General features: G+C 68.7%; 11 protein-coding genes and 1 pseudogene. 6 read left to right on the plus strand and 6 right to left on the minus strand.

The window, feature by feature from the left end; translation table 11 throughout:
- From I73_RS11195 to I73_RS11220, 6 genes and pseudogenes are all read left to right on the plus strand, one after another.
- A pseudogene (locus I73_RS11195) lies at positions 1-796 on the plus strand (bifunctional salicylyl-CoA 5-hydroxylase/oxidoreductase); the annotation flags it as partial.
- A 15-nt stretch (positions 797-811) separates the two neighbouring features.
- Positions 812-1,942, plus strand: a complete 1,131-nt coding sequence (locus I73_RS11200) for a cupin domain-containing protein (RefSeq protein WP_022980694.1) — start codon at positions 812-814, stop codon at positions 1,940-1,942.
- 47 nt (positions 1,943-1,989) lie between these two features.
- The gene (locus I73_RS11205) at positions 1,990-2,901 is read left to right on the plus strand and encodes a fumarylacetoacetate hydrolase family protein (protein ID WP_022980695.1); all 912 of its coding nucleotides are present in this window, start codon (positions 1,990-1,992) and stop codon (positions 2,899-2,901) included.
- Positions 2,902-2,914: 13 nt separating this feature from the next.
- The gene (locus tag I73_RS27420; protein WP_051049175.1) at positions 2,915-3,955 is read left to right on the plus strand and encodes a carbon-nitrogen hydrolase family protein; all 1,041 of its coding nucleotides are present in this window, start codon (positions 2,915-2,917) and stop codon (positions 3,953-3,955) included.
- Complete coding sequence (locus I73_RS11215; protein ID WP_022980697.1) at positions 3,952-4,719, plus strand: Asp/Glu racemase; 768 nt, start codon at positions 3,952-3,954, stop codon at positions 4,717-4,719. Before I73_RS27420 ends, I73_RS11215 begins: the two co-directional genes overlap by 4 nt.
- Positions 4,706-5,185 carry a MarR family winged helix-turn-helix transcriptional regulator gene (locus I73_RS11220; protein ID WP_022980698.1) on the plus strand — a complete coding sequence of 160 codons (480 nt, stop codon included), beginning with the start codon at positions 4,706-4,708 and terminating at the stop codon, positions 5,183-5,185. Before I73_RS11215 ends, I73_RS11220 begins: the two co-directional genes overlap by 14 nt.
- Positions 5,186-5,209: 24 nt before the next feature.
- Here I73_RS11220 and I73_RS11225 read toward each other — a convergent pair whose 3' ends face one another.
- From I73_RS11225 to I73_RS11250, 6 genes are all read right to left on the minus strand, one after another.
- On the minus strand, positions 5,210-5,602 hold the full coding sequence (locus tag I73_RS11225; RefSeq protein ID WP_022980699.1) for a hypothetical protein: 393 nt from the start codon (positions 5,600-5,602) through the stop codon (positions 5,210-5,212).
- A gap of 56 nt (positions 5,603-5,658) precedes the next feature.
- Positions 5,659-7,182, minus strand: a complete 1,524-nt coding sequence (locus tag I73_RS11230) for an NAD(P)/FAD-dependent oxidoreductase (protein ID WP_022980700.1) — start codon at positions 7,180-7,182, stop codon at positions 5,659-5,661.
- Positions 7,183-7,364: 182 nt separating this feature from the next.
- A complete protein-coding gene (locus I73_RS11235; protein WP_026096607.1) occupies positions 7,365-7,982 on the minus strand; it encodes a flavin reductase family protein in 618 nt (205 codons plus the stop codon).
- A 165-nt stretch (positions 7,983-8,147) separates the two neighbouring features.
- The gene (locus tag I73_RS11240) at positions 8,148-9,167 is read right to left on the minus strand and encodes a TonB-dependent receptor (RefSeq protein WP_022980702.1); all 1,020 of its coding nucleotides are present in this window, start codon (positions 9,165-9,167) and stop codon (positions 8,148-8,150) included.
- A 134-nt stretch (positions 9,168-9,301) separates the two neighbouring features.
- Positions 9,302-9,679, minus strand: a complete 378-nt coding sequence (locus I73_RS11245; RefSeq protein ID WP_022980703.1) for a DUF2946 family protein — start codon at positions 9,677-9,679, stop codon at positions 9,302-9,304.
- A gap of 64 nt (positions 9,680-9,743) precedes the next feature.
- The coding region (locus I73_RS11250) for a ZIP family metal transporter (RefSeq protein WP_022980704.1) at positions 9,744-10,301 on the minus strand (558 nt) is incomplete at its 5' end.

The raw sequence follows: 10,301 nt of genomic DNA on the forward strand, positions 1-10,301 counted from the left end.
TGGCCGCCGGGGGGCTGTGCAGACGGGCTGGGCGCCCGCAGACCAGCCGCTGAGCGACGGCTGGCCGCTCCTGTCCGCCTCGGCACTGCCCTACCGGCCGGGCATGTCGGCCACGCCCCAGGCCATGAGCCGCCAGGACATGGACGAGGTGCGCGAGGCCTTCGTGACGGCCACCCGCCGCGCGACCGAAGCCGGTGTCGATTTGCTGGAACTGCAGGCCGGCCACGGCTTTCTGCTGTCGAGCTTCCTGTCGCCGCTGACCAACCAGCGCGACGACGACTACGGCGGTTCGCTCGACAAGCGTCTGCGCTTCCCGCTGGAGGTGTTCGCCGCCATGCGCGCCGTGTGGCCGGCCGACCGCCCGATGTCCGTTCGCCTGTCGGCCACCGACTGGGCCGAAGGCGGTACCACGGTGGACGAGTCCATCGAGATGGCCCGCCGCTTCAGGCAAGCCGGTGCCGACGTGATGGACGTGTCCACCGGCGAGGTCACGCCGGACCAGCGCCCCGTCTATGGCCGCATGTTCCAGACGCCCATGGCCGACCGCATCCGCAACGAAGGGCAGGTGGCCACCATCGCCGTGGGCGCCATCACCGAGGCCGATCAGGTCAACAGCGTGATTGCCTCGGGCCGCGCCGACCTCTGCGCCATCGGCCGCCCCTTCATGAGTGACCCGGCCTGGTTGCACCGCGAACTCGCCAGGCTGGGCCGTGGCAGCGTGGCCTGGCACCCGGCCATGGAACCCGCACGCACGCAGTTCGAGCGCGTGCTGGCCAAGCCCGCCACCCCCCTCTGACGCGAGGAACCTGCCATGACGCAACAAGCCAACTACGATCAATACCGCGAGTCCGTGGCCGGTCGGGCCGACGTGGCCGACTCGCCCGAGCTGCTGGCCTATTACGCCGAACTGGCGCGCCTGAAAACCGGTGCGCTCTGGACGGTGGCCAACAAGATCGAGCCCTGGCAGCCCCAGTCGGCCTCGGTGCCCGTGCTGTGGCGCTACCAGGACTTGCGTGAGCATGTGCTGCGGTCGGTCAAGCTGGTGACCCCGGAGAAAGCCGGGCGCCGCGTGGTCTATCTGGACAACCCCGGCCGGCGAGACGTGTCGGCGGCCGTGGGTTGGTTGTATGCCGGCTTGCAGGTGATGAACCCGGGGGAGCGGGCTTCGGCCCACGCCCATGCCGCCTCAGCGCTGCGCTTCATCATGGAGGGCCGTGGGGCCTACACCATTGTCGACGGCCACAAACTGTCGCTCGGTGCGCGTGATTTCGTGATCACACCGAATGGCACCTGGCACGAACACGGTGTCGCTGAAGACGGCTCGCCCTGCATCTGGCAGGACGGCCTGGACATCCCCCTGGTCAACGCGCTGGAAGCCAACTTCTACGCCGTGCACCCGCAACTGCACCAGGCTGTGACCCACCCGGTCAACGACATGGTGGCCTCGTGGGCCGGTGCGGGCCTGCAGCCCCAGCACCACGGCTGGACCCAGCCCTACTCGCCGCTGTTCAAGTACGAGTGGGCCGCCACCTACGAGGCGCTCACGCGCCAGGCTGCCGTCACCGATGGCAGCCCCTTCGATGGTGTGCTGATGAACTACGTCAACCCGCTGACCGGCGGGCCGGTGATGCAGACCGTGGGTGCCTCGATGCAACTGCTGCGGCCCGGCGAGCACACGCGCGCCCACCGTCACACCGGCAGCTTCCTTTACCAGGTGGCCAAGGGCCAAGGCTGGTCGGTCATCAACGGCCAGCGCTTCGACTGGCAAGAGCGCGACATCTTCTGCGTGCCCTCGTGGGCTTTCCACGAGCACGGCAACGCCAGTGCCACCGAAGACGCCTGCCTGTTCGCCTTCCACGACCTGCCCACGATCCAGGCTCTGGGCCTGTACCGCGAAGAAGCCCTGGCCGAGAACGGCGGCCACCAACCCGTCACGGCCTGACCCCTGTCTGAAGGCTGCCCCCTCACCCCGAACCCGGAGACCTCACCATGCGACTCGTCACCTACCGCGCCGACATCCTGGCCGCCGCCCGCCTGGGCGCCATCGTGGACCAACAGGTCGTGGACCTGGCCCTGCTGGCTGCCACCCGTGGCCAGAGCCTGCCCGCCGACATGCTGGCCTTCATCGACCTGGGCCCGCAGGCCGTGCGCAGCACCACCGAGCTGCTGGCCTCGTTCGAAGGCCGCTTCCCGGCGGGCACCGCCTGGCCGCTGGCCAACGTCAAGCTGCTGGCGCCCATCCCCCGCCCGCGCAAGAACATCTTCGGCATCGGCCTGAACTACGTCGAACACGTGGCCGAATCGGCCCGCACGCTCGACACCTCCAAAGACCTGCCCAAGCAGCCGGTGATCTTCTCCAAGCCGCCCACCACCGTCGTCGGCCCGGGCGATGCCATCGAGCACAACGCCAAGATCACGCAGCAGCTGGACTGGGAGATCGAGCTGGCCGCCATCATCGGCACGCGTGCCAAGGGCGTGTCCACCGACGAGGCCTTGCGTCATGTCTTCGGCTACAGCGTGCTCATCGACATGAGCGCGCGCGACTGCCGCCGCGCCGGCCAGTGGATCTACTCCAAAGGCCAGGACACCTACGCGCCCATGGGCCCGTGCATCGTCACCGCCGACGAGATTCCCGATCCGCAGGTGCTGGATCTGAGCCTGACCGTCAACGGCGTGACCAAGCAGAGCTCGAACACGCGCCACATGCTGTTCAAGGTCAACGAGCTGATCGCCGACATCAGCGCCGGCATCACGCTGGAACCCGGCGACATCATCGCCACTGGCACGCCCGATGGCGTGGGCGCCGGCCGCAGCCCGCAGGAGTGGGTCTGGCCGGGCGACGTGATCGAGGGCCAGGTGCAAGGCATCGGCAGCCTGCGCCACCCCGTGGTCGCGGTCTGAGGCGGAGGTGGCCATGCTGAACCTGCCCACCTTCAAGGCGGCGGCCGTCCAGGCGGCCCCCGTCTTCCTGGACACCGATGCCACCGTGGACAAGGCCTGCCGGCTCATCGCCGAAGCCGCCGAGAACGGTGCGCGCCTGGTCGCCTTCCCCGAGGTGTTTGTCTCGGGCTACCCGTACTGGAGCTGGGTGATGAACCCCATCCAGGGCAGCCCCTGGTTCGACAGGCTGGCGCGCTCGGCCATCGAGATCCCGGGCCCCGAGATCCGCAAGATCGCGCAGGCGGCGGCGCGCCACCGCATCCACGTCGTCATCGGCGTGAACGAGCGCAGCCCCCATGGCATCGGCACGCTCTACAACACCCTGGTCACCATCGGCGAAGACGGCCGCCTGCTGGGCCGCCATCGCAAGCTGGTGCCCACCTGGGCCGAAAAGCTCACCTGGGCACCGGGTGACGCCTCGGCCCTGCGCGTGCACGACACACCCATCGGCAAGCTGGGCGCGCTGGCCTGCGGCGAAAACACCAACACCCTGGCGCGCTTCTCGCTGCTGGCCCAGGGCGAGCTGGTGCACGTCGCCAGCTACATTGCTCTGCCCGTGGCGCCCAAGGACTATGACATGGCCGAGGCCATCCGCCTGCGCGCGGCGGCCCACAGCTTCGAAGGCAAGCTGTTCGCGGTGGTGTCCTGCTCCACGGTGTCCGACGAGATCGTCGACGCCATGGCCGCCACCCACCCGGAGGCCCGCGAACTGCTGGCACGCCCCAACAGCGCCTTCTCGGGCTTCATCGGCCCCGATGGTCGCGTGATCGGCCAGCCGCTGATCGACGTCGAAGGCATCGCCTACGCCGAGATCGACCTGGGCAAGTGCCTGCAGCCGCGCCAGATGCACGACATCACCGGCCACTACAACCGCTTCGACATTTTCGACCTCAGCGTCAACCGCAAGCCGCTGTCCGCGGCCCGCTTCCTCGACCCCGTCAGCCCCGATGCCTTGCAGGGGCTGGACCTCACCCAAAGCCCCCCCAGTCCCATCACCCCGGAGGCCTCCGCATGAGCTTCGAACACATCGCCCGTCCCATCCGCGTGGGCCAGATCGTGCCCTCGTCCAACACCACCATGGAGACCGAGATCCCGGCGCTGCTGCGCGCGCGCGAGCTGGTGGCCCCCGAGCGCTTCACCTTCCACTCCAGCCGCATGCGCATGAAGAAGGTGGTGAAGGAGGAGCTCGAAGCCATGGACCGCGACAGCGACCGCTGCGCCATCGAGCTGTCGGACGCGCGGGTCGATGTGCTGGGCTACGCCTGTCTGGTGGCCATCATGAGCATGGGCCTGGGCTACCACCGCCAGTCGCAGGCCCGCCTTCAGGCGGCCACCGAGACCAATGGCAACCCCGCGCCCGTGGTGACCAGCGCTGGCGCTTTGATCGAAGGCCTGCACGCCATGGGCATGAAGCGCGTGTCGGTGGTCTGCCCCTACATGAAGCCACTCACGAAGCTGGTGGTCGACTACATCGAGCACGAGGGCATCGAGGTGAAGGACTACGTGGCGCTGGAGATCCCCGACAACCTGATGGTGGCCGCCCAGAACCCGGCCAACCTGCTGGACATCTACAAGCGCCTGGACCGCAGCGGCATCGACGGCATCGTGCTGTCGGCCTGTGTGCAGATGCCCTCGCTGCCCTCCATCCAGAAGGTGCAGGACGAGTCGGGCGTGCCCACGCTGTCGGCGTCGGTGGCCACCACCTGGAAGATGCTCAGGGAGCTTGGCTTGCCCACGCACATCCCCCATGGCGGGGCCTTGCTCAGTGGGCGCTACTGAGCCCCTGGGCACAGAGGCTCGGCCATCGGCTGCGGGTGAAGAGGGCTTCGTCGCCCAGTACCTGCCTGCGCTGCTGACCCAGGCTGCCGCCCATCTGGTGGGCGACTTCGCCGAGCAGGTGCGCGATGCCGGTCTGTCGGTGCTGGAGTGGCGCGTGCTGGCCACCCTGGCCGATGGCGGTGGCCCGCTTCCGCTGGGCCTGCTGGCGCGCAGCGCGGCCACCAAGCAGCCCACGCTCACGCGCCTGATCGACCGCATGGTGCAGCAAGGCCTGGTGCAGCGCGAGCCCGACCCGTCGGACCGGCGCCAAACCCTGCTGTGCATCACGCCCCGCGGCCAGGCCACCGTGGGCCGCCTGATCACGCTGGCGCAGGCGCATCAGCGTGCGCAGCGTGAACACTTTGGCGAGGCGCGCTGGCAGGCTTTGATGCGGCTGGTGCGCGCCCTCGTGGCCGATCAGGCCTGATCGTCGGGCCTTGGTGCGGCTGGTTCAGCCCGGCTCCACCGCCTCCACCACCCATCGCTTGGCCGCCGACTGCCAGTTCGGTGTGGCCTCGGCGTTGATGTAGCGTTCCCACGCGTCGATGCCACTTTCCCGGGCCAGGCGGCGGAACTGCATGGTGACGACGGCATCGCTCAGCGCCACGGCCGAGCGCTTCATGCCCGTCTTGAGGAACCACTGCTGGCCCTCCACCATCAGCTTCTGAGCTTCGGGCGAGAGGGGCGCCAGTGTGCGCATGTCCACGACCACGCCCCAGGTGCCGGTGGGTGGGGTCTTGAGTTCCTGACGCACCTGGGCTTGCCATTGGTGCAGATCATCTTGCGACAGCGTGCCGCTGAAGGTGAGCACGAAGCCGAAGCTTTGGCGAGAGATCTTCCACATGAAGAGGCCTCCATCAAGGGTTGCTGGGTGGGGAAGGGAAGGACCGGTGTGATTTGTCAGCCATCGGTGGCCCGCGCCAGCGTGGGGGCCGATGCCTTGCGCCGGTGTCGCGACAGTAGCGCAGGCGTCATCCAGGCGTAATCGGCCGGATCCACAGGGCGCAGCCACTGCGTGAAGCGCTTGAAGGGCGACAGTTGCAGGCCAATGTCACCGAGCAACTCGTCGATGTGGTGCAGCGAGAACGGGATGATGTTCGTGCCCTTCGAATGCTTGCCGTCTGTGCGGGCCTCCATCCAGGCCAGCCGCTCGGCCACCGTGGCACGCTGCTGCGCCACCGAGGGCAGCGTCAACTGACCCCCGATCAGGTCGGCCAGCCACAGCGCGCCGATCTCCGCGTTGAGCTGGCTGAAGAACGACGAGTTGTAGCCATTGAAGGCCAGCCTCGGTACGCCGATGGGCACCATCGATCGGTACAGCATGAAGTTGCCCTGCTCGTCGGTCACGCGCTGCATCACCTCTGCTGGCAGAAAGGGCACACGCTGGTGCCAGCCTGTGCCGCAGACGATCACATCCGCACGCAGGCGCTGGCCGTTGGACAGCTCGGCCCAGCGAACGCCGTTTTCCACCACCAGGCGCTGGATCTCTGTGTTCTTTTCCACGCGCAGCCTGCCAGCCGCCACGTTCTCGTAGAAGCCATCGGTGACCAGGCTCACCGTGCTGCGGGCAATGGACTCAAAGGGCTGAGCAGGTAACAGATCCAGCTTGCGCAGCTTGCATTGGCGGGTGATGACCCACTGCACCTGGCCCAGCATGGCGTTGCGCACAGGCCGCCCCAGGCCATGCAGGAACTTCTCGACGCCGCGCAGCCGGATGTAGCGGAACAGCCCCTCACCCATGCGGGTCAGCAGCAGGTGCTTGTAGTTCAGCACGCCCATCAGCATCTTGGGCACCTTCCAGATCAACTGGCGTGCCACCACGGTGGTGCTGGCTGCGGTGCCGACGATGGCCTGGGCCGCGTCGCATGAGGACTTGCCGTAACCCACCACCAGCACGTGGCGGTCACGTGCCACCTCGGCCTCGTTGAACTCGCTGGTGTGGCAGATCACGCCGCCTGCTGCACGGAAAGCCTCGGCACCCTCGTAGCGCGGCACGGCGGGCTGCGAGAAGATGCCGTTGCACACCAGCAGCCAGTCGAAGCGGCGCGTCTGCACTGCCGCGGTGGGGTCGTTGGCAGCCCGCACGTCCACCTCCCAGCCTCTGCCGGCGGGCCTGGCCGCCACCACTTCCGTGCCCAGACGGATCAGCGGCAGCAGCCCGAAGTGTTCCGCATAGGCGTGCATGTAGCGCTGCACCTGCTCGCCGCTGGGCCACTCGGGGTAGTTCTTGGGATAAGGGAAGTCAGACAGCGCGTAGGTGGAGCGCACGTTCTGCGTGGTCAGGCCCGGGTAGCGGCGCGTGCGGCTCCACACGCCGCCCACGTCCTGCACCTTCTCGTAGACGGTGACGCGGTGCCCAAAGGTTTTCAGCACCTTGGCGGCAGACAGGCCGGCGAACCCGGCCCCGACGATGCAGATGTCCATGACGACGGTTCTCCTCCAGACGATGGCATCGACGTGATGCCCGCTGACGTGAGGATCGAGGCGTCAAGCCCGGTGGTCAACGCGCTGAAGCGGCTCGGCACGCTTAGCTGCAAGAGCAGACCAGGGTGTGCAGAAAACGGACAGCGTGTCGTGAAGGGGAGAGCCGCACACCTGCCTGCCGTTCACTTGGGCCGGTGCATCAAAAAGCGCGCGTCGGCAGTGACCTCGAAGTAATCGGCCGGGCCGCCGCCGCGCAGGATCGGGCCTGCCGCCGCGGTGTCGTAGGTGCCATCGGCTCCGCACAGCAAGGCCGGGTCAATGTGCACCATCACCACCTCGCCCAGCACCATCCACGTGTCCAGCACCTGGCCTTGCAGGTTGCGCAACTGCTGCACCTGGAGCACTTTGCACTCCATGTTCACGGGGCTTTCCTGCACCGCCGGTGCTTGCACTGCCACCGAGGCGCGCGGCGTCAGGCCACACAGCGTGAACTCGCTCACCTCTGGCGGCGCGGCCATGCTCGAGAGGTTCATGGCCTCTGCCAGCGCACGCGTGGCCAGGTTGCAGACGAACTCGCCACTGTGCTGCGCGTTGCGCACCGTGTCCTTGTGGCCCACGCTGGCAAACGCCACGATGGGCGGCTTGTAATTGAAGATGTTGAAGAAGCTGTAGGGCGCCAGATTGGCCACGCCAGTCTCGCTCACGGTCGAGATCCAGCCGATGGGGCGCGGCCCCAGGATGGCGGCGATGGGGTCGTGGCGCAGGCCGTGGCCTTGGGCCGGGGCGTAGGAGTGGCGCATGTGGAGGAGCGAGTGTGCAACAGCCCCCAGTGTCATCCAGGTCGCGGCCGGTCGGAGGGCCTGGGGCCGGGCCGGGGAGCCAAATGCGCACTCCGTGGACAGCGCGTGCGCAGAAGGACACCCCGGCCTCCGTCCCATGGCAGCCGCGCCACGGTACGGGGAGCTTCAGAACGCGAAGCACGCGCCCAGCGAGGCCGTGACCTTGGGCGCCAGCTGCACACCGTTGACACGCTGGTACACCGGCAACTGCATGAACCCATAGACGCTGGCGTCAGGCCGGATGTGCCAGCTCAGGCCCGGGCTCAGATAGGCCAGCGTGCCGCCGGTGCTCACGGTGTCAGCGGCCTGGCCGCTGTCGTGGTTGGCACGGCGCAGGTTGAGCTGCAGTTGCGGTGTCCAGTTCGTCCATCCATCGTAGTGCAGGCCCAGGTTCAGGTTGACGCCGGAGCCGGGGTGGTACTGCTCGCGCTCACCCAGCGCGGCCTGGAAGCCGGCCTGGGCGAAGTAACCCCAGCCCGGCGCGGCCTCGCCCAGGTAGAAGGCGCCCAGCAGCAAATCGGTGGTGCCGGTGCCGGGCTGCAGGCCGCGGTCGATGTCGGCGGGGCCGGGCTCGGTCGGGTCGGTGGAGTCGCCCGTCTTGTGGAAACCGCCGGTCGGTAGCTTCAGGCCCAGCGTCAGGCCCAGATTGTGTTCGGGCAGCAGCCCCTGGTAGCGGGCCACCAGGCGGGCATCGCCCAGGCTGGACGTGGTGGAGGTGTACTGTCCGCCACCCGGCCCCGGGGTGATCCCGTCGGAGGCGGTGCCCAGCGTGCTGTGGTGGCGGTGGATGTAGGGCAGCTGCAGGTTCAGGCCCCAGACGCCGTCGGGGCTGTAGTCCAGGCCCAGGGTGGCGTACTGGTTGTCGGTGTAGCGCTCGACTTCCATCGGCTCGCCGTCGTGTTGCATCGCTGCGGCGCGGGGCCCGGAGATCGTGCCGGTGCCGCTGCGCAGCTGGTTCTGGTTGAGCACGTCGTAGCGCAGGTCGGCGTGCCAGCCGTTGCCGGTGGACAGGCCCAGGGTGTCGATGTCGCTGCTGAGGGTGCAGCCGCAGGCGGCGCAGGCCAGGGCCTGGGGACTGAGGCCCAGGTTCAGCAGGGCGAAGGTGCTCAGGGCCAGCGCGGTGCGGGCCAGGGTGGGGGTGTGCATGTCGGTTCTCGATGCGGTGTGCGCGGTGCCGCTTGTCGCGGACAGGCGGCTGCGCGAAATGCGGAGTGCCGCCACCGGAAGAGTGGCGGCGGCGTTCTGGGGGGGATAAACAGAGCGCCCCGCAGGGCGCCCGTTCAGGCCGCTGGCGGTGGTGCGCGGGCCTGCGCGGCGGGCCAGACGGGCTCGCGGTGCCAGGTCCGCGGCGGGGATGCCTGGCGGTGGGCCGGGCCAGGCGGCGGGGCCAGGGCCAGCAGGCCAGGCGAGGGCGGTGACGCCAGCGGCGGCAGCAGCACGCAGGCCAGGCAGTGGTGGTCTTCGTCGGGCAGGTGGCCGGGGCTGGGTGTGTCCGACGGCCCGGCATGGCTGGCCGAGCAGATGGTTGCCAGTGCCGCGTCCACGTCGGCCCCGCTCCGCGCCAGGGCGTGGGTGAGCAGCGGGGCCAGCAGGCCCAGCAGAAAGCCCAGGCTGGCAAGCCAGGCGCTCAGGCGCTGGTGGCGGGATGGACGTGGCATGGTGGCGGCGGCAGGCGGCGCGATTCTTCCATGTCTGGGGCGGGCCGACCAGCGGGCACTGGCCTCAGGCCGCGGCGCGCACGACGGCGTACATCAGGGCAGCACCCAAGGCGGTCAGGCCGATCAGGCGCAGCGAGGCCCCCGGCCCGGCCTGCGAATGGGCCTGGGGCAGGATGTCGGCCACGCCGATGTAGAGCAGCACGCCGGCAAAGCCGCCCAGGTAGAGCACCAGCAGATCGGGCGGCAGGGTGAAGGCCAGTGTGGAGGCGGCTCCCAGCACCGGGGCCACGGCGTCCAGCAGCAGCATCAGGACCGAGTGCGAGGTCTTGTTCCGGTGCAGCAGCATCAGCCCCACGGTGTTCAGGCCGTCGCAGAAGTCGTGTGCGATCACCGCCAGCGCCACGGTGATGCCCGCGGCGTCGGACACCTGGAAGGCCAGGCCGATGCCGGCGCCGTCCAGAAAGCTGTGGCCGATCAGGGCCAGGGCCGAGACCACGCCGACATGGGGATGGGCGTGATGGGCATATTCCTCTTCGTGCGCGGTGTGCACCAGCACGAACTTCTCCAGGGCATGGAACAGCAGAAAACCGGACACCAGGGCGACCATGGCCCTCAGGCCGTT

Source organism: Ideonella sp. B508-1, assembly GCF_000333615.1.
GTDB lineage: Bacteria > Pseudomonadota > Gammaproteobacteria > Burkholderiales > Burkholderiaceae_C > Ideonella.

Excerpts from the sequence above, each read along its gene's own strand:
- I73_RS11200 (WP_022980694.1), top strand. The coding sequence starts at position 812 with ATGACGCAACAAGCCAACTACGATCAATACCGCGAGTCCGTGGCCGGT.
- I73_RS11205 (WP_022980695.1), top strand. The coding sequence starts at position 1,990 with ATGCGACTCGTCACCTACCGCGCCGACATCCTGGCCGCCGCCCGCCTG.
- I73_RS27420 (WP_051049175.1), top strand. The coding sequence starts at position 2,915 with ATGCTGAACCTGCCCACCTTCAAGGCGGCGGCCGTCCAGGCGGCCCCC.
- I73_RS11215 (WP_022980697.1), top strand. The coding sequence starts at position 3,952 with ATGAGCTTCGAACACATCGCCCGTCCCATCCGCGTGGGCCAGATCGTG.
- I73_RS11225 (WP_022980699.1), bottom strand. The coding sequence starts at position 5,602 with ATGTGGAAGATCTCTCGCCAAAGCTTCGGCTTCGTGCTCACCTTCAGC.
- I73_RS11230 (WP_022980700.1), bottom strand. The coding sequence starts at position 7,182 with ATGGACATCTGCATCGTCGGGGCCGGGTTCGCCGGCCTGTCTGCCGCC.
- I73_RS11235 (WP_026096607.1), bottom strand. The coding sequence starts at position 7,982 with ATGCGCCACTCCTACGCCCCGGCCCAAGGCCACGGCCTGCGCCACGAC.
- I73_RS11240 (WP_022980702.1), bottom strand. The coding sequence starts at position 9,167 with ATGCACACCCCCACCCTGGCCCGCACCGCGCTGGCCCTGAGCACCTTC.
- I73_RS11245 (WP_022980703.1), bottom strand. The coding sequence starts at position 9,679 with ATGCCACGTCCATCCCGCCACCAGCGCCTGAGCGCCTGGCTTGCCAGC.